General features: G+C 70.2%; 18 protein-coding genes. 1 reads left to right on the plus strand and 17 read right to left on the minus strand.

Annotated features, from left to right (window positions below; translation table 11 throughout):
- Positions 1–33 precede the first annotated feature (33 nt).
- The gene (locus ACQPY4_RS39015; RefSeq protein ID WP_433329931.1) at positions 34–1,338 is read left to right on the plus strand and encodes an IS110 family transposase; all 1,305 of its coding nucleotides are present in this window, start codon (positions 34–36) and stop codon (positions 1,336–1,338) included.
- 241 nt (positions 1,339–1,579) lie between these two features.
- Here the strand turns inward: ACQPY4_RS39015 and ACQPY4_RS39020 are convergent, their stop codons facing one another.
- The 17 genes from ACQPY4_RS39020 to ACQPY4_RS39100 all read right to left on the minus strand — a co-directional run bounded on the left by ACQPY4_RS39020 (position 1,580) and on the right by ACQPY4_RS39100 (position 17,530).
- A complete protein-coding gene (locus tag ACQPY4_RS39020; RefSeq protein WP_433329933.1) occupies positions 1,580–1,819 on the minus strand; it encodes a hypothetical protein in 240 nt (79 codons plus the stop codon).
- 2 nt (positions 1,820–1,821) lie between these two features.
- On the minus strand, positions 1,822–2,046 hold the full coding sequence (locus ACQPY4_RS39025) for a hypothetical protein (protein WP_433329935.1): 225 nt from the start codon (positions 2,044–2,046) through the stop codon (positions 1,822–1,824).
- A 6-nt stretch (positions 2,047–2,052) separates the two neighbouring features.
- Complete coding sequence (locus tag ACQPY4_RS39030) at positions 2,053–2,775, minus strand: peptidoglycan recognition protein family protein (protein ID WP_433329937.1); 723 nt, start codon at positions 2,773–2,775, stop codon at positions 2,053–2,055.
- A 2-nt stretch (positions 2,776–2,777) separates the two neighbouring features.
- Positions 2,778–3,068: a hypothetical protein gene (locus ACQPY4_RS39035; protein ID WP_433329939.1), complete on the minus strand. Its 291-nt coding sequence runs from the start codon at positions 3,066–3,068 to the stop codon at positions 2,778–2,780.
- Entirely contained in the window at positions 3,065–5,674 is a 2,610-nt protein-coding gene (locus ACQPY4_RS39040; RefSeq protein WP_433329941.1) for an alkaline phosphatase D family protein, read from the minus strand. The genes ACQPY4_RS39035 and ACQPY4_RS39040 overlap by 4 nt, the downstream gene beginning before the upstream one ends.
- A gap of 1 nt (position 5,675) precedes the next feature.
- The gene (locus tag ACQPY4_RS39045; protein ID WP_433329943.1) at positions 5,676–6,449 is read right to left on the minus strand and encodes a hypothetical protein; all 774 of its coding nucleotides are present in this window, start codon (positions 6,447–6,449) and stop codon (positions 5,676–5,678) included.
- Positions 6,450–6,462: 13 nt separating this feature from the next.
- On the minus strand, positions 6,463–7,398 hold the full coding sequence (locus ACQPY4_RS39050) for a hypothetical protein (protein WP_433329945.1): 936 nt from the start codon (positions 7,396–7,398) through the stop codon (positions 6,463–6,465).
- Positions 7,399–7,476: 78 nt separating this feature from the next.
- Positions 7,477–8,715: a Gp37-like protein gene (locus tag ACQPY4_RS39055; RefSeq protein WP_433329947.1), complete on the minus strand. Its 1,239-nt coding sequence runs from the start codon at positions 8,713–8,715 to the stop codon at positions 7,477–7,479.
- A gap of 12 nt (positions 8,716–8,727) precedes the next feature.
- Entirely contained in the window at positions 8,728–9,675 is a 948-nt protein-coding gene (locus ACQPY4_RS39060; RefSeq protein WP_433329949.1) for a phage distal tail protein, read from the minus strand.
- 12 nt (positions 9,676–9,687) lie between these two features.
- A complete protein-coding gene (locus ACQPY4_RS39065; RefSeq protein WP_433329951.1) occupies positions 9,688–14,421 on the minus strand; it encodes an NlpC/P60 family protein in 4,734 nt (1,577 codons plus the stop codon).
- Positions 14,422–14,448: 27 nt separating this feature from the next.
- Entirely contained in the window at positions 14,449–14,670 is a 222-nt protein-coding gene (locus ACQPY4_RS39070) for a hypothetical protein (RefSeq protein WP_433329953.1), read from the minus strand.
- Between the two features lie 197 nt (positions 14,671–14,867).
- Positions 14,868–15,203 carry a hypothetical protein gene (locus ACQPY4_RS39075; protein ID WP_433329955.1) on the minus strand — a complete coding sequence of 112 codons (336 nt, stop codon included), beginning with the start codon at positions 15,201–15,203 and terminating at the stop codon, positions 14,868–14,870.
- 90 nt (positions 15,204–15,293) lie between these two features.
- Positions 15,294–15,872, minus strand: coding sequence for a hypothetical protein (locus ACQPY4_RS39080; protein WP_433329957.1), 579 nt, complete (start codon positions 15,870–15,872; stop codon positions 15,294–15,296).
- 69 nt (positions 15,873–15,941) lie between these two features.
- Positions 15,942–16,364, minus strand: coding sequence for a hypothetical protein (locus tag ACQPY4_RS39085; RefSeq protein WP_433329959.1), 423 nt, complete (start codon positions 16,362–16,364; stop codon positions 15,942–15,944).
- Positions 16,365–16,383: 19 nt separating this feature from the next.
- Positions 16,384–16,749 (minus strand): hypothetical protein, encoded by a 366-nt coding sequence (locus tag ACQPY4_RS39090; RefSeq protein ID WP_433329961.1) that lies wholly within the window; start codon positions 16,747–16,749, stop codon positions 16,384–16,386.
- Positions 16,750–16,769: 20 nt separating this feature from the next.
- Positions 16,770–17,186 (minus strand): hypothetical protein, encoded by a 417-nt coding sequence (locus tag ACQPY4_RS39095; RefSeq protein ID WP_433329963.1) that lies wholly within the window; start codon positions 17,184–17,186, stop codon positions 16,770–16,772.
- A gap of 2 nt (positions 17,187–17,188) precedes the next feature.
- Positions 17,189–17,530 (minus strand): hypothetical protein, encoded by a 342-nt coding sequence (locus ACQPY4_RS39100; protein WP_433329965.1) that lies wholly within the window; start codon positions 17,528–17,530, stop codon positions 17,189–17,191.
- Positions 17,531–17,561 lie beyond the last annotated feature (31 nt).

A 17,561-nucleotide genomic window follows, 5' to 3' on the forward strand; every position in this document is an offset into this window, starting at 1 on the left:
CCGCTTTCTTTCTCCACGGAGGACAAGGCACCGATGCCCAGGTACTGGGCCGGGATCGACTGGTCTGAGCGCCACGGCCATGAGATCGCCGTCGTGGACGCAGCTGGGTCAGTGATCGCCCGCGGCCGTATTCCTGAGACCCCTGACGGGGTCAAGGAACTCCTGCGGCTGCTGGGCCCCGGTGTCAACAGCAGCCACCGGCACAGCCGCAAACGCGTACCGGTCGCGATCGAGACCAGCCGCGGGCTCTTGGTAGAAGCCCTGCGCGGCGCCGGGCAGCCTGTCGTGGCGCTGAACCCCGCCATGGCTGCGCGATACCGAGGCCGGCTGAATCCGGCCAAGCGCAAGGACGACGCGGGCGACGCGCGCATGCTGGCCAACATCCTGCGCATCGACGGCGATCAGCACCGCCCGCTGTGGACGCCCTCGCCCCGGGCCGCCGCACTCAAGCAGCTCACCCGGGCGCATCTGCGAGCCCTGCGGGACCAGCGCTACTACGCCAACCGGCTGCGCAGCCATCTCACGGACTACTACCCGGCCGCTCTGCAGGCGTGGGCGACGCTCCCCACCAACCTGCTGCGTGCCGAGGCCCGCGCCGTCCTGGCCGCGGCGCCCACTCCGGCCACCGCGACCCGGCTGCGCCGCAGCCAGCTCGCAGCGATACTGGCTGGCGCCGGGCGGACCCGCCAGATCGACGACCACGCCGCACGCCTGCACACCCTTTTCCGGGTACAGCAACTGCGCCAGCCACTCCAGGTCGAGGAGGCGATGGGCCACTCGATGCTGGCTGTGCTGGCCATGCTGAACCAGTCCACCGCCTTGGTGGAGAGCCTCGCCGACCAGCTCACAGAAGCATTCCAGGCTCACGAGCAGGCGCCGATCTACCGGTCCTTCCCTGGCGTGGGTCCCATCATCGGAGCCAGGCTCCTAGCGGAGATCGGCGATGACCCCACCCGGTTCGCCACCGCCAAGGGGCTGTGTGCCTACGCTGGTGCCGCACCCATCACCTGGGCCAGCGGAGGGTCCCATGGGGTCACCCAACGCCACATCGCCAACAGGGTCCTCAAGGTCACCGGCCACCATTGGGCTTTCGCGAGCCTGACCCGCTCTCCGGGTTGCCGTGCCTACTACGACCGGCGCCGCGAGCGCGGCGACCGCTACGCCGCCGCACTGCGCAATCTGTACGGACGGCTCCTGCGCTGCCTGCACCACTGCCTGGCAACCGGCACCCTCTACCGGGAAGAGCAGGCATTCAGAGCCCCCCGCGAGCTCGCCGCGACGTCACCCGCCCCGGGCCTCCCCATCGGCAAGACGTGCCCCCTGACTGGAGGCGGGTGAGCAGCGGTATCCAGAGACAACGCGCTGGACCACCTCGGGCCCTATGAGCCCTGAAAGCGGGAACCGCGTCCGGTTGCCGCCTCGCCCGCCCGCCTCCCCAGCATCCCGGCCCCACGCAGAGGACCCTGCACAGTTCGCGGGCATGTCGAGGCACACTGACGACCTCGCCTGACCCGAGCACAGCGAAGCGGCCCGTCTCTCCCCCCGGAAGAGACGGGCCGCCGTCGTCACGCTGCGTAGCCTACCGAGGCCGGTGATACTCCGGGGCCCGAGTCGCAAGACCCGCCGAGAGCAGCACCCGGCCAGCCGTCGGCATGTGCTGCTCCAGCGCTCGCGCGGCCGTGTAGTAGACGGCGCCGATCACGGTCGTGACGATCGACGTCACCGCGCCCGGGTCGAGGTCGAGACCGACGCGCGCGGCCTGGCCGAGCAGCACGGCCACGATCAGCGGGACAGTCGTACGGATGATGCTGTCGTACATGATCACTCCTTAGGCGGTAGCGCCGCGCGGACGAAGCAGTCCTTCGCCTCCAGCAGCTTGCGAAGCCCGGCCGTCAATTCCGGGCCGTCTGGGAGGGCGGCGATCATCCCGTCGGCCACGTCGTGGCACAACGCCGATATTTGCCAGAGCGGCGGCGGCAGGTGCTCGTAGTCAAAGAAGCGAGCGATGTGCTGGGTCTCCGACGCCCGACCCTTGAGATCCCGCACGGTGCTCTACCTCCGCCCATTCCAGGCGGCGGCCCACGTGTCGGGCCCGATGATGCCGTCCACCGAGAGCTTGCGCTCCTTCTGGAACGCCCGGCACACGGCCTCGGACTTGGGCCCGTACGCGCCGTCCACGTCGATCGACTTGCCGATCTTCTTCATCTGCGCCTGCCACGTCCGGACGTCGTCACCCCGCATGATCGGGGGCTGCGTGATGTACCGTCCGGGCCACTTGGGCGGCCCGGGAGGCGTGGGGTCGCCGCCCCCGGGAGCGGGCATGCCCGCCTTCACCCACGACAGGAGCTGCTTGCCGGGGCAGTTCGTCGAGTTCCCGCTGAGCTGCCCGTGCCCGTTCTTGGACAACGGGTGCCCGGCCTTGCTGCGACCCTCGTCGTACAGCCACCGGATCGCCTTCTTGGCCGCGTCCGTGGCGTCGCCGTCGCGTCCGATGAAGCACACCCCGATACCCGAGGTGTTGTGCCCCGTCGCATGGGCCCCGATCACGAGCCAGCCGCGTCCCTCATAGATGCGGCCCTTGTTGTCGACGAGGAAGTTGTAACCGATGTCAGACCATCCACGAGAGTCCATGTGGAAGTTCTGGATGCTCTTCACGGACTGGTCGGTGGGGCCTTCGGAGTAGTGCACGACGAACTCCCGCCGTGCGGACCAACTGGTGGTGGATCGTGAACGGGGGGCGCGAGCACCCCATTCGGCGCGGGTGATGATGTCCATGTTCATGCTCCTTTGCTGAGAAGCGGGATCACAGCGGCTATCAAGGCGCCGAGGGCGAGCAGCACTCCGAGCGAGGGCAGGGGCCACCGTGCGCGCTCGACGCTGCGGATTCGTGTTTCGTGGTCGGCGAGGTCGGTGCGGACGTCGTCGATGTCGGAGCGCAGCCCGTCGTGGCCGTCGACCAGGCGGTCGACCTTGGATCCGACCGCGCGGACCTCGTCGCGCGCGCTCTTCACCTCGTCGTAAATCTCGCGCGCTCCGATCTGCACGCCGAGCGGGTCCGGGCTGGTCATAGAGGTGTCCCCCATCCGATGCGGCGGTCAATGCCCCAGGACATGTCGACGCGCTGTACGACAGCTCCGCCGGAAACGCCCTGGTAGCGGACGACGATCTGTGTGCCGTCGTCGATCACGTCGAACCAGCCGTACTGCTGGGAGTGCTGGCTGTTCGAGACGGGGTCGGGGTAGTGGCCGCTGGTCAGGCCGCCGTTCCCCACGAAGGTCGTCTGGTCCAGGGGGCTGATGCTCACCAGCGGAAAGCTGCCAGGGACGTGGCTGCCGTCGTCGTGGGAGAGCGCGTGGATGTCGCCGTGGATGTAGAGGAGCGGCACGGCGTTGGCCTGGATGTGGGCTGCGAGCTCGGCACGCTCGGTCTGGTAGGCGGACCAGGTGTCGTCGCCGGTGAAAGTGGAGGCGTTGTGCCAGGCGTCCTCGTGCAGCCACACGACCAGGCCGATGCCGGGTGTGGTGACCTGGCTCTTCCACCAGGCTTTCTGGAGGGCGCCGAGTTTGGTCTTGGCGGCGTTGTCGGGGTCGGCGATCGGGGACATGTAAGACCGGCCGTCGGTCATCACGAACAGGACGCGGCCGATCCGCCACGACTGGTAGATCCCCACGCCGTCAACGGGCAGCGTGTACGTCGGGAAGGCGCGGCGATAGATGGCCTGGACTGCTGCGGCGGCCGGCGAGGCCGCTGCGACGTTGGAGCCGCCGAAGTCGTGGTCGGACCAGGTGTAGGCCAGCGGGGCCGTGCTGTAGAGCGCTTGCTGTCTCGGGCTGGCGAGGACGTTCAGGACGCAGCCCAGCGCCCACGCCTCGTCATCTACGCCGATGTCCTGGTAGTGCATGTCGCCCAAGTGGGCGAGGAACCGGGCGGGCTGTCCGGTCGGGCCGGTCCGGGTGCGGATGTCGTCGAAGACCTCGTGGTCGGTGTCGGTGTCGGCGCATGACCCGGCGGCGAAGCTGAACGAGGCCGCGGCTCCCGGGGTGGGGTGCGTGCGGAATTTCGAGGTGGCGGTGGTGTTGAGGGTGCCGTCGAGCTCGACGCCCCAGTGGTAGGTGGTGTCCGGGGCAAGGCCGGTCAGGGCGGCGGCGGCGAGGCCGTCGCGGTCGGGGCTGACGGGCGCGGTGTAGGTAGGTGAGGCCAGGTCGGGGCTGGTCGACCACGCGAACCTGACGGTGGCGGCGAACGCGGTGGCGGCGGTGGCCTTGGCGGCGTTGTGGGTGACGCCGCCGGTGAGGCGGCCGCGAAGCTGCGGCGGCTGGGCGGTGCCGTGACCTGCGGGGGCCAGGGTCAGGAGGAAACCAGCCGCGCTACTGGCGGCTGGCGCGACGGTCGCGGTGCGGGTGCCGCTCGAGCCGGACGCGGCCAGGGCCTGGGTGGCGACGAGGAGGAACGCGGCGGCGCTTCCGGTGACGACTGGGACGGCGGCGGCCTGGGCCATGCCGGGCGGCGGCGAGATCTCGGGGGCGGTCGGGGTGCTGGCGGTGGTGGAGTAGCAGCCAACCAGCAGAGCGGCGGGTGCCGCGACGGTCGTGGCCGGAGCCACGATCGTCGAGCTGCCCGAGCCGGTCGCGGTCCCGGCCGAGTCGATGGGGCCGCCGGAGGCGGTCGGTGGGGCCGCTCCGGTCACGCGGAAGATCACGGCGGCGCCGCGCGCGGCGCCGTTCGGGCTGCGCCAGGTGTAGTGGTCGGGTTCGGTGGCGGCGTGGTTGATGTGCCGCCAGTACATGGCCAGGACGCCGTTGGCGGTGTAGGAGACCGGGGCGGCCGTCCAGCCCGGGGGGCTGGTGGCGAACGCTGGCCCGGAGTTGCGGTGGAACAGAACCGCGATCAGCACGTCGCCGTTGGCGGTGTTGGCCGGACGCGGGCACCGCAGCACCGCCGAGCTCGCCACCGTCACGGTGCTGGTGTCGCCGGCTCCGGTGTGCGCGACGGGCGCGGCGGGCGGCGGGTCGACCGTTCCGGGCTTGAGCGTGATCATGATGGCGGCGGCGCCGCTGCCCGCGGGCGCCACGGTGGCGGTGCGGGTGCCGGTGCCGCCGCTGGCTGCCAGGGTTTCGTGGCAGGCCAGGAAGGTCGTGCTGGATGAGGCGCCGCCGTTGGTGGACCAGCCGCCCACGTTGGTCATCGGCGCGGGTTTGGTGATGGTGGTGGGGGTGGCCGAGGCGATGTAGGAGGAGTAGGCGGCGATCAGCAGCGCCTCGTCGTCGACGGCGGTGACTTGCGGCGCCACGATCGAGGACGTGCCGGTGCCGACGCCTGCGCCGACGGCGTCGACGGGGTTGGTTCCGTCGGCGCCGGTCACGCGGAGGATGAGGCCGCCGATGCGGCCGGAACCGCCGGTGGCGTGCCAGGTGTAGTCGGTGGCGGTCTCGGCGGCCGCGCTGGGGATCGGCTTGGTCCAGATTCCGGTGGCCCGGACGGTGTTGTAGAGAGCGGCTTGCGTCCAGCCCGCCGGGACGGTGTCGAACGTGGCGCCGGTGATGGAGTGGTTGACGATCGCGACCAGAACGTCGCCGTCGGCGACGTTGCTGGGTTTGGGCACCACGATGGTGGCGCTGGCTGCTGTGGCGGTGGTGACGTTGCCGGCGCCGGTGTGCGCTACGGGGGCTGCCATGTCAGGTCGCCGGGACCGTGATGGTCAGATCGCTGCCTGGGGTGGTGGTGCCGACCTGGTCGATGTCGACGGTGAGGTACTCGCCCGGCGCCCACGTCGCGGCCTCGGGGACGCCGCCGGTGCCGGTCACCTGCCCAGCGGCGATTTGGGGGCGGTTGGCCTGCGTGGTGTAGATCGTGGTGCCGTTCTTGTGGACGTCGACGATGATCGCTTGCCCGGCAGGGGCGACGGCGGCGGAGGCGCGCACGGTCCCTATCGTCAGGGCGCGGCCGACGTCGTTGTAGAGACGGGAAGTCCCGGTCCGCACCGACAGGATTCCGGTCATGTTCCACGGAAGGATGGACGGCGCCCCGCCGACACCCGCTGCGGCGATCGCGTCGTCGACGTAGTCCTCGGAGGCTGCGGGGCTGTCGTCCAGCAGGCGCAGTTCGCCGAGCATGGCGCCGCCCGCGCGGTCGAGTTTGCCGCCCAGGAGGTCACCGACGTCGTTGGCGACCAGGCGGTAGCGGATGCCGCCGCCCGCGTCGGCCCACAAGGTCGTGATTTCCTCGGGGCCGCTGAAGGCCGGGATGGTGCCGATGGGCAGGGGGCTTCCGGTGCCGGTGACGATGGATGACACGGCTGCGCCGGTGGAGTCGAGCAGGTCGGTGTATTGGACGCCGCCGGAGGCGGCCGACCACATGGTCAGGGTGACCGCCCCGGCGAGCACCGGGACGTTACTGGCGCCCACGGTGAAGGTCCAGTCCGAAGGTGTCTGCCCGAACGGATGCCGCATGTCGCCCCCTTCTCTAGTTGATGAGGAACTGCGCGCTGGCCTGGACGGTGCGGCCAGCGGGGATATCGCTCTCCAGCGGGAAGATCCGCACGTGGCCCGTGCTCTCGACGCGGAGCTGGACCGGGGAACGGGAGTGGAAGCCGCCGCCGAGCTCGTCGATCTCGGGACGGAACCCGGCGGGGAGGGTGATGGGTGCGGACCCGTCGGCGTCCGCAAGGGTGAGGGCGCTGCTGTTCCACCGCTTCACGGCGATCCGGACGTGGACGGTCTCGTTGACCCTGCGGACCCGGCACACCGAGTTCGGCGTCCACGCCGCTTTGTCTGGCCCGGTCAGCGGCGTCAGCGACACCCAGCCGGTGTCGTCGGTGATCGGAACCCACGCGGTGCCATCGGCGCGCAGGGTGCGGCCGGTGTCGATCTCGGTGCCGATGCGTCGAATGGCGGCGGGGGGTCGTGCCCACGAGAAGAACACGAGCGGCGGCCCCATTTTGAGGATCCGCTCGTCGACCAGGTTGGCGAGGCTGCCAGCGGCGGTGGACGTCCACCGGGAAATCGGCAGGTCGAACGTGCCGATGTCGCCCTGGATGAGGGGCGGTGGCTGCGGGTTGGTGGCATGAGGCGTGCCGGGGATGACCACGGGCGTGATCCATCCGGCGGCGGTAGCGGCAGCCCGGTCGAGGCGGAGGACGAGCCGGTCAACGCGATTCTGCGCGGACGGGTCAGGGATGGGTGTCGCGGTGGGGGTGGGGCCGTCCACGTGGAATCCGCGGATCTCGGCTGCGCCCGACGCCATGACGGCGGCTCGGGCGCCGGTGTCGAGGCTGGGCTCGAACTCGTTGAGGACGCCGGCGACGATGCCGCTGGCGGACATGCCCCGGAAGAACGCCTCCCATTGGGCCATGGTCGTCAGGGTGGTGGAGCTGGTCGGGTAGGCGTCGTTCAGCGCCATGCGGCGCCTCCTTTCTCGGGTCGGTGGCCGGGTGGAGGCAGTCGGCGCCCCCTGGCGCGGGGCGTGATCGCTGCAGGTTCAGCGCAGGTTGCGCAGGGCCTGCTCGAGGCGGCGGACCTGGGCTGCGAGTTGTGCGGTGTCGGTGGCGTCGTCGGCGGCGGTGTCGTCGGCGCGGCCGATGGTCGGGGTGACGGTCTCGGTGTAGGTGGCGCTGGTGCCGTCGGCGGTGAGGTGGACGGCCGAGACGATGTCGGTGTAGACGACGCCGTCGCGGATGTCGGCGGCGACGCGGTCGCCGAGGCTGTAGCCCTGGATGCCGGGGGCGTCGCGGCCGAACCGGCAACGGGGGATGTCGACGGCCGTCAGGTTGATCTTGGTGGCGGCGGCGCCTTTGGCGAGCTCGTCGAGGCGGGCCTGGTTGAGCTGCGCGGCGTCGATGGTGGAGGTCTGGTCGGAGTAGCTCTCCACGCGCCGCCACGGGTCGGTCGCGCCAGGTCCGGTCCCGGTCGTGAAAGCTCCGGTGGGCGTCCCGGACTGCGCCAGGATCGCGTTGCCGGTGGGGGTGGCGTCGGTGATGTTCCAGGCGCGCAGGTTCCCGAGTCGTTCGCTGAACACGACCTTTTCGGTGAGGTCGCGGGGAATGAAGCAGTCGAACACCAGTTGGCCGTTGATGAGGTCGATGCGGACGCCGATGTCGGACTGGCGGGCGACGGCCCGGACCATGTCCATCACCGTGTCGCCGATGGTGGCGGTCTTGTCGACGCCGGTCGCGGCCGGGTCCTTGATGACGATGGTGTAGGTGACGTCGCCGCCGCGCGCCAGGTCGGGGGCGACCGCGAAGCCGGGGACGCGGCGAGTGGTGTCGCCTGCGGTCACTAGGTTGCCGGTGACAATCTGCTTGATGACGGTCTCGGCTTTGCCGGTGACGGTGCTGGTCCCGACGGTTTGCCCCGTCCACGGCAGGGCGGGGTTGCGGAACACGATGCGGTCGGCGAGGAGGCTGAGGAAGTCGCCGCCGGAGAACACGATCGTCTCGGTGATGTTGCCGGCGTCGTCGATGGTTCGGGACAGGTTGGCCTGCTCGGCCTTGCAGGGGAGTTCGAAGACGCCGTTCCAGTCGATCAGGAATCCGGCTTTGGGTTTCAGGACACCGTCGGCGTCGAAGTCGACGAGGTCCCAGGCGCGGTCGACTGCGGGGAGGGTGAGGGTGAACGCTGCGACCTGGTTGTAGCGGACCGTGTTGATGTCGAGCTTCATCCACGGCAGCGGCTTCTGCTTCGCCAGGGCTGTGGTGAGGGGCTCGACGGTGATGGCCACGGCGCTCCCTCCTCAGGCTCGCAGCCAGCGGCGGACGTAGGACAGTTCGATCTTGGATGCGGCGGATGATCCGGCGAGGACGAGATTGAGCTGGTTGGTGCCTTTGACTAGGGGCCACAGGTCGCGGGGGCTGGATTTGACGAGGTCCTCCCACCGGTCGTCGCCGTCTTGGTCGATGGCGTACGCTTCGCCGTCGGGACCGGTGTTGATGGTGACGGTCTCGCCTGCGCTGAGCGCGACATCCAGCCCGAAGGCGCGGCCCAGGGTGGTGTTGGTCAGCGTCGGCGTTCCCGGGCCCGTGATCTTCCAGAGGGGCCAGGTCTCGGCCTTGCCGGTGTTGGTGACGGTGAGGTTTCCCAGGACGGCGTAGGGCGCCAGCGCCACCGGCGGCATCGGCGGGACCCCGGCCGCTCCCGTTGCACTCTGGAAGGTCAGGACGGTCGGGGCGGCGTCGGCCCAAAAGGCGTCGATGGACCGGAACGTGATCGGGAAGGACGTCCAGGTGAGGCCGCTCTTGTCGCGGTCGTCGTCGGCCTGTTCCGGGCCTGCGGTCACAAGGACGCGGAGCTGGCGGGCGGTGCCGTCCGGGCGCTGGACCCGCAGCGTGCCGGGGGCGGGTTCGCCGAGCCGCTCAGTCCACAGCGCGTCCGCCAGGCGGTCCTGGAGCTCCAGGAACTCGGCCTGGGTGTCAGCTCCCGCAATGATACCGACGATTACGGCGCGGCCGGTGCCACGGTAGTTCTGCGCGAGCATCGCGCCGGACGGCGTAGTGAACCCGGCGAGCGACACCGGCGGTGACCCGATACCGGCGACTCCGGTGACCTGCACCGGCCCGGCCAGGTCGGACAGATCCCACTCAACGCCGTCGGGGTCGATGTAGACCAGTCGCAGCGGCTGCGGCCAGTCGAAGCCGGGCGGGTTAGGCCCAGGGCCGGTTTGGGCTCCGGCGAGCAGCGGCATGCGGCCCCTCCCCTACCGTCGCCGTCCGACACGCTGCGCCGCGGCGGCCTGGACCTGCAGAGCGTGGAACGCGGTGACGACCTCGGCCTGCACTCCGGCGCGAGTCCACCCGTCGAAGTGAGCGTGCATATGCGTCTCGCCGCCCCCTTCCGGGACTTCGAGGAGCTCGATGGGAGCAGCACCGGCGGCGGCCGCGATCCGCAACGATTCCTCGTGCGGCCACACCCGCTCCCCGCCCCGGAAGTCGACGAGCTCGGGGCCGCGCTCCCCCACCCACGCCAGGCCGCGTCGAGCGGACTTGGTGCCGTCGGCGTACCAGCCGGTGTACTGGGAGTGTGACCAGGCGCGGGCGGGGGTGCCGTACCGGGAGGCGATGTAGGACAGGCCCCAGCGGATCTGGGTCGCCCAGTTCGTCTTCCAGTCCGCCCCGAACGACGCCATCTTGTCCGGTGGGAGGGCCTGCGGGATCCCGTACGCGCCCGAGGAGGGGTTGCGGGCGTTCCAGCGCCACCCGGACTCGCGTTGCCAGAGCCGGTCCAACGGCGGCCATTGCCCGGCGCCCCACCCCATGTCGTCGAACTGCGACTTCGCGAACGCCTTCGGCGAACCGCCGCCGTAGTACGAGCCGCCCTTTCCGGCGATGTGCCGGACCACACCGTCTCGCCACGGCGCGTACCGCACGACGTCGCCGGTCCGCGGCGCGTGGATCAGGGCCTTGGATCCGCCCATCCCGGTGACCATCATGACGTGGCCCCGGTGAGGGAAGAGCAGGTCGCCGGGCATGGCTCGGCTGCGCGACGACGCCGTACCGTAGGCGATCTGGTCGTAGGTGACGCGCGGGATGTTCACCCCGGCGTGCCGCCACGCGGCCTGGGTCAGCCCTGAACAGTCCCAGGTGCTCGGCCCCTCGGCGCCCCACACGTACGGTTCGCCGAGCTGGGCTCTGGCGAACGCCACAGCCTTGGCGCCGGAGCCGTAGCCGCCCTGCAGGAGCTGCTGCAGCACCGTGGCCATGACGGCGGTCTGGCCGCCGACGTAGCCGAACGTGCCGGCGAGGTAGGCCAGGTTGGCCTTGCGGGCCTTGTCGAGGGTGCGGGCGGCCTCGCCGTCGTAGGAGTAGCCCTTGCGGTAGGAGGGGGCGAGGATCTCCTTGGGGATACCGCCGCCCGCAAATCCCGGGATGACGGGAGGCGGCCCCATCGTGAGCTCGGACCGCGACGGCGGCGCGGGGAGGGCGAGTTGGGCGGACGCGGCGATGCCGCCGCCCGCGAAGGCGCCGACGCGGCTGTAGCCGGTGCCCTTGTAGATGGTGCCCTGGTTTCCCTCGTCGTTGATCGAGGCCAGGAGAGGCTTGTGCCGCGCCACGGCCGGGGCGTTGATGACCATCTCTCCGGCGGAGATGCGAGTGAGGTAGCCGTCGTCGCGGGGGCCTCCGCCGCCGGGGATGTAACCGCCGCCCGCGTTGCCGAAAACGCCCCTGAGGACGTCGGACAAGGGCCCCAGGTTGCCAAGGCCGCTCATGTCGAACTTGCCCTTGGCGCTCACGCTGACATTGGTGGAGGTCTTCTTGGGGATCTTCACGAGCTGGTCGACGTAGCGCTCGGCGGCCTTGCGGGAAAGACCGAACTTCTGCGCCATCTGGATGAGCTGCTCGCGCTGGTCCTTGATCCGGCGGATGCTGGCGTCGGTGACGCGGTTGTTGGAGACGAGGTCGTCGGTGTAGTTCTGCACCACGCGGGCGCCGTTGAGGATCGCGGACCGGTTGTTGGTGGCGGCCTGGGAATTGCCCCAGAACGCGCGCCCGTTGGTGTCCAAGGCGTTGCGGCCCGCGTTGAGCGCCTGGTTGAAATCGATGACCTGCTGCTGGTCAGACGCGAACGCGCGCGCGTTGGCAGAAAGCGCGCGGTTCTGCCGTTCGATCTGCTGGGTGAACAGAGCCGCGGTGCCGGAGCCGCTGTACATGAGCTGCGTGAATCGCGGGAACAGGCTGTTGACCTGGTTGACGCCAAGCCCGGCGCCGACCAGGGAGTCGCGGAGCCGATCAAAAGCCGCCTTCGCCGCTGCGGCGTTCCCGCCCTGAACCATCTGGACGAGAGTCTGGTCGACGCCCTTGAAATTTTCCCTGGCCTGCTGAGCGATGCCGTTCGCGCCGTACAGGCCGTTGATCAGCCCGGAGAAGAACTGGGTGGCCTTCTGGCTGGTGGTGGGGTCGGCGAGCTGGCGGGCCTGCTCGACCATGGAGCCGATGCCGTCGCCCGCGAACTGTTTTAGCAGGTCGTTGCTGGACTGCCCGGTGCGGCCAAGTTCGATGAGGGCCTGGCGGAGCGCGTCGGTGGAGGGTTTGGCGCGGTCGGCGCTGCCGGTGTAGTGGTCGATCGCCTGGGTCGCGGCGTAGAAGGCCAGCAGCAGTCCGGCGCCCTTGGCGAGTCCGAGGAGCGCGATGCGGGTCGTGACGGCCTGGCCGGTGACGCCCATCATGGCGCCGCCGACGGTCCGCAGGATCATGCCGAACCGCAGCATCCCGGCGCCCGCGACCCCGGCGGCGACTCCGGATCCGGTCAGTCCGGCGATGAGGCTGGTGAATCCCAGGATCCGCAGAGCGCGGTTCACCAGGAAGACGGCCGCGGCGAGCTGGAACAGCTGGGGGTGGCTGGAGGCCAGGTCGGCGATGCCTTCGGCGAGGAACCGGATGACGCCGAGCTGTACCCCTGCCAGCGGGGCGAGTGCCTGCCCGACCTGGAAGAACGCTGATGCGACCGCGCCGATCACACTGACCACCTGCGGGCCGGTGCGGGCGGCGTAGTCCATGAACACGATGAACCCGGTGGAGCCGCCGAGTTCGGTGCCCCAGTCGGCGAACCCGTCTGTGAGGTCGTCGACAGCGCCGAGGAGCTGGCCGGTGTAGGGCAGGAACGCGTTGATCACGCCGCCGAGGCCGGTGAAGACGTTCCCGCCGATGCTGCCCAACTCCAGGATCGCTTCGGGGGCGGCGATGCCGACGTTGTTGATGAACTTGGTCCAGAAGGGGCCGTCGAGCGCGGCAGACGCCCGGGCCTCCAGGATCAGGAACGCGGCCGAGCTGGACCTGATCATCGGACTGAATTTGCCGAGCTGGCCGGCAGTCAGTGCGAGCCCGCCGGCCAGGACGGGCAGGACGTCCGGCTCGAGGGAGCGGGTCCAGTCCCGGTAGACCTTGCTGAAGGTCTGCCAGCCCTTGAGGAGCTCGGTTTGGGCGGGCGTGAGCTTGTCCATGGCGCGGCCGAGCCTGACGTTGGCGGCGCTGGTCCCGTCGGCTGCCGCCGCGGCCTGCCGTTGCGCGTCAGCGGCTTGGAGAGCGGCGATGCGGTCCTGGATCTGCTGTTGCCGGACGGCGCGTTGGGCGTCGGCGACCTGCTGCAGCGCGGACCTGAGCCGTTCCTTGGCGGCCCGGACCTCCTCGCTGCCTTCGACGCCCTCTCGGCGCGCGCGGGCCTCGTCCTGGCGGAGTCTGCGGTAGGCGAGCTGCTGCTGTTTGAGCTGCTGGACGGCCTGCTCGTAGGCGAGCTTGGCTTCGCGGCGTTCGAGCTCGCGGGCGCGGCGCTGCTCCTGTGCCTGCCGCAGCGCCTCCTTGGCGGCGTCGACCGCGAGCTTGGCCTGATCCTTTTGAAGCTGGGTCGACTTGGGGTCGGCCAGGACCGCCTTGAGGGTGGTGTTGGCCTTGGCCAGGTCGAGCTGTGCGCGCTGGACGGCCAGGGCGTCCTCGCGGGAGGCGTTGAGTGCGTCGAGCGCCTGCTTGGCGCGCAGGACGGCGAGTTCGTCGCCGCGCAGGCTGAGCCCGGCGTCGACGACGCTGTTCCGCAGGTCCTGCAGCGACCGGGCGCCCTGGCGGCGGGCCTCGTTCAGGTCGACTTGGGCCTGGCGGGCGGCGCGTTGGGCGTTGGTGACCTGCCGTTCGGCCTGCGCCATCGCCATCGCCCGGAGCTGGGCCTGTGCAGCGGCGATCGCGGAGACGTTCAGCGCGACCGTCCCAGCCTGGGTGGCGGTGGTGACCTGGTTCTGCGCGGTCTTCTGCGCCTGAAGCGCCTCTCGAATCCGGTTCACTCCGGGGATCGCCACGGCGAGCAGCCCACCGAATCCGGCGCCTGCCGCGACGGCCGAGGCGGCGATGCCGCCGAGACCTGCGGCGATGGTCGCGCCGATCGGGATGGACGCCAGCGCGGCCATCTGCAGGCCGAGCATCGTCAGCGCGCTGGCCGCCTGGGCGGTGTTCGCGCCGACGGTGACGTTGACCGACCGCCCGAAGAGCCGGTCCGCTTCGGCGCGCAGCGCCAGCAGCCGCGCCATCGCCGCCGCGGTGTCGGCGTCGACGTTGATCGTCGCGGTGAACGGCCCCAGGCTTTCGATGCGGCGCCGGACCCGCTGAAGGGACGGCTCGTCGAGCTCGACCCGGACCTTGACGTTGGCCCGGGGCAGGTTCCGCAGCTTGGCTTCGAGCTCGGCCTTGGTGGCGCGGGCGATCTCCGCGCCGATCTGGCGGCCAAGCCTCCCCCCGGCGACCTGAAGCCGGGGGGAGGCGTCCCGCATCGCCTCCTCGAGACGACGGGGTGCGAAACCTGCCTTCATGCCCTCGGCGAGGGTGCGGCCCAGGGCGCGCCCGGCCCGATTGACGGGCTGGTCGAGCCGGGCCTGAATCTGCTGCCCCCACGCCGCGGAGTCGATCTTTGGGACGACTTCGATCCCGACTCCGCCAGCATCCTGTCCGGCCACCGCACCCCCTCGCCTGTGAGGCGGCGGTCAGTCCGCCGACGGCTGGTGCGATGGGCTGAACTTGCGGAGGCGAGCCAGCCGCGCCTGGTGGGCCTGGGCGCGTTGCTGTTCTTGCTGTGATGGGCCGCCGGGCCGGGTATAGGTCGGTGCCTTCACCGGGACGGCCTTCGGCGGGGTCCCCTTGATGCGGAGACCGATCCAGAGCAACTGGTGCAGGTTCTGCAGGTAGGCGAGTTGGGCGGCCTGCATCCATTCGCGTTCGGACCAACGCCGGTCGTCCCGGTCGCCCGCCTGCGCGGCCTTGGTCTGCGAGTCCTCCGGCAGCCAGTCGTAGAAGGCGGCGAGCTCGATGAGTGGGATCTTCCCGGCCTGCCATTGCAGGAGCGGCGATTCCTGGCCGGGGAAGTAGTGCGAGAGATCGGCGTGGAGTTTGAGGCGGTGCTCCTCTACGGCATGGAGGAGCCCGGCGATTCCGGGCGGTTGACGTCCCTCATCACCTCGTGGACGAGGTCGCGCATGTCGCCGAGCTCAAGCCCCAGCGCTTTGAGCTTGGCGAACTCGTCCTCGTCCATGACCCGTTCCAAGGTGGCTAGGTCCCGCATTGCCACGCCGGAGGCGACCACGTCCTCGTAGGTCGCCGCATCCCAGAACGCCGCGCGAGGAATCTGGACGAGGACGTTGCCGTCGTCGTCCTCGATTTCCACGTATCGGCCGCCGAGCGCCTTGGCGCGCTTCTCTCGCATCTCGGAAAGCCTGAAGCGGCCCTTGTTCGACTTGGCCATGTTCTTCTCCTCGCGGATCTTTTCGCGGGTCTGGGAAATGAGGGAGGCCGGGGCGAAGACCCGCGAAGAAAAACGCCCCGGCCGCCCGGTCTAAACGGGCAGCGGAACTCTGGAAATGAACCGCTTGACGGGGGTCCCGCCCGTGGTGGGGACCATCGCGGTGAAGGTCAGCCCGAAGGAGTGCAGCGACTCGGCCTTGTCCTCAACGTTGTCGCGGTCGGAGACCTTCGCGCGAGGGACGACGTAGCGGAAGTGGCGGCCGGTCTGCTCGTCGATGATGTCGAGGCCGAGCGCGACGTAGATCGCCCGGGCGGTCTCGGGGTCGTCGAACTCCACCCCGGCGTCGGCACCGGTGCCGATGACGCTCATGTCCGCGATCGGCACGGAGTAGTAGAGCGACAGCGCCCGCGCCGTCACCTCCGTGAGCGTCAGTTTGAAGGTGATCGTGCGGGCCTTGGGCTCAATGCGGATCGGGCTGTTGTATCCCCACCCGTTGAACGTGGTTTCGTCCTCGTTGAGGGCTTCGGTGAGACCGTCGTCGAGAATGATCCCGGCGTCACCCCAGCCCACCCCCCAGTTGGTGGTGAGGTCGGCTGGGGCGGTGACGCCGACGTCCCCGAAATAGGCGAAGCCCTTTCCGCCGACGGTGACGTTGTTGGTGTTGGCCATGCGCAAATCCCCTTTCTGCGGGCATGCGGAAACACCCGCCGGTGGCGGGGCTCGGGAATTCGCGGGTCTTTAGGGCATCGGGCGGACGGTCAGCGAGACCAGCCAGCCGATGCGGGTGATGTCCTGGGATGCCTCAGGGCGCCAGCCGGGGCCGGTGGTCTCGGCGGCGGAGACGAACCCGGCGCCGTCTCGGACGGTGCCGGCCAGGCCAAGCAACGAGGTGCGCAGCAGCCGGGCGGCGGCGTTGGCCGTCTCGCGGGATCCGGCGTAGACGTCGACGTCGATCGTCGCCTTGTCCAGCAGGAACCCGTGGGCCCAGGTCCCGCGCGCGGCGCCGCCAGCCGGGACACGGCTGTACTGGGCGACCGGCAGCCGGGAGTTGAACTCGGTGGTGGGCGGCAGCTCCAGGCACGACCACACGGTCGGCACGAGCTCGAGCTGGTGCGCGACGATGATGGGTTCGAGGTCGGGAAACGCCTGCTGCTGCGGCATGGATGGTCCCTCGGCCGGTTCAGGAGCCGGCGAAGTGGGTGGCCAGGGCGCCGCGCGTCATGCTCTGGGCGGTGTCGGTTTCGAGGCCGTTGGCGACGGCGTAGGCGACCCATTCGGCGTGGGAGGCCCCGCGCCCGGGCTTGGTCGGGGCCGGAGGCGGTTCGGAGGCACCGGCGGCGGCGTTTGCGGTCGCAGGGTCCTCGATGGGGTCCTCCGAGGTGTGGGTGGGCCTGCCGCGTGGGACCGGTTCCGGTGTCCCTTCCGGGCGGGCCTGGCCGTCCTTGATGAGCATCCCCGCCAGGCCCTCGTCGTCGACGGTGACGATGTCGCCGGGTTGGTGGGTCGAACCGTTGATGCGCGGCCACGCGGTGATCAGCAGCCTCACGATCGCTCCCTTGGTGTGGTTCAGCCGTTGCGGGCGGCGGCCAGCGCGGCGCCGCTCATGACGCGGTAGGCGGGGGTGCCGGGGTGGTTGACCTTGCGGGCGAAGATCACGCGGCCGGTCTGCGGATCGACCCATCGCAGGTAGCGGCCGTTGCGCGGCAGGATGACGTGAGGGCGGGTGCCCCACTCGATCAGCGGCGCGTACCAAGCGGTGGTGTCGTTGCCGTAGAGGATCCGGCGTCCGGCGCCGCGCGGTTCGACTCGGATGGTGGAGGCCAGGTGGCCGGGCGGCTGCCCGTTGCGGCCGTCCTCGCTGCGAGGGCACACCGCCGTCGCGGCGGCGGCGGCCGACGCGCTTCGCCGCTCGACGTCGGCCTGGACGATGGGGTGGTGGACGAGCTGCTCGATCGCCTGGTAGTCGAATCGCCAGTCGGCCATGGCTAGGGCATCTGGAGCAGGGAGACCGTGACCGACGCGACGGCGGACAGGTCGATGTGCATGTTCGCCGTCCCGTCGGGCTGTGCATATGCCTGCTCGTCGAAGGGCCCGAAGAACCGGGTGGCTCCTGCCGCGACAGCCCGCGCCGGGGAGGTCGGAACGACCCCCTCGACGCTCTTGGCGATCTTCGGGGTGACGTTGATGGAGGCGCCGGATCCGTTGGTCACCATCAGGACCATCTCGCCGTTGTTGCGGAACTGGACGCCGGCGGGGTCGGGCGTGATCGGCGTCGGCGAAAGCCCGGCGGTGACGAACTTCTCCGGGGTCAGCGCGGTGCGAGGCATGGGATCACCTGTTTCGTGTCGTGTTCGGGAA

The sequence above is a fragment of the Spirillospora sp. CA-294931 genome, assembly GCF_050946795.1.
Lineage (GTDB): Bacteria > Actinomycetota > Actinomycetes > Streptosporangiales > Streptosporangiaceae > Spirillospora.

Coding starts and splice junctions, on each gene's coding strand:
- ACQPY4_RS39015 (WP_433329931.1), top strand. CDS start 34: ATGCCCAGGTACTGGGCCGGGATCGACTGGTCTGAGCGCCACGGCCAT.
- ACQPY4_RS39020 (WP_433329933.1), bottom strand. CDS start 1,819: ATGTACGACAGCATCATCCGTACGACTGTCCCGCTGATCGTGGCCGTG.
- ACQPY4_RS39030 (WP_433329937.1), bottom strand. CDS start 2,775: ATGGACATCATCACCCGCGCCGAATGGGGTGCTCGCGCCCCCCGTTCA.
- ACQPY4_RS39035 (WP_433329939.1), bottom strand. CDS start 3,068: ATGACCAGCCCGGACCCGCTCGGCGTGCAGATCGGAGCGCGCGAGATT.
- ACQPY4_RS39040 (WP_433329941.1), bottom strand. CDS start 5,674: ATGGCAGCCCCCGTAGCGCACACCGGCGCCGGCAACGTCACCACCGCC.
- ACQPY4_RS39045 (WP_433329943.1), bottom strand. CDS start 6,449: ATGCGGCATCCGTTCGGGCAGACACCTTCGGACTGGACCTTCACCGTG.
- ACQPY4_RS39050 (WP_433329945.1), bottom strand. CDS start 7,398: ATGGCGCTGAACGACGCCTACCCGACCAGCTCCACCACCCTGACGACC.
- ACQPY4_RS39060 (WP_433329949.1), bottom strand. CDS start 9,675: ATGCCGCTGCTCGCCGGAGCCCAAACCGGCCCTGGGCCTAACCCGCCC.
- ACQPY4_RS39070 (WP_433329953.1), bottom strand. CDS start 14,670: ATGCAGGCCGCCCAACTCGCCTACCTGCAGAACCTGCACCAGTTGCTC.
- ACQPY4_RS39075 (WP_433329955.1), bottom strand. CDS start 15,203: ATGGCCAAGTCGAACAAGGGCCGCTTCAGGCTTTCCGAGATGCGAGAG.
- ACQPY4_RS39080 (WP_433329957.1), bottom strand. CDS start 15,872: ATGGCCAACACCAACAACGTCACCGTCGGCGGAAAGGGCTTCGCCTAT.
- ACQPY4_RS39085 (WP_433329959.1), bottom strand. CDS start 16,364: ATGCCGCAGCAGCAGGCGTTTCCCGACCTCGAACCCATCATCGTCGCG.
- ACQPY4_RS39095 (WP_433329963.1), bottom strand. CDS start 17,186: ATGGCCGACTGGCGATTCGACTACCAGGCGATCGAGCAGCTCGTCCAC.
- ACQPY4_RS39100 (WP_433329965.1), bottom strand. CDS start 17,530: ATGCCTCGCACCGCGCTGACCCCGGAGAAGTTCGTCACCGCCGGGCTT.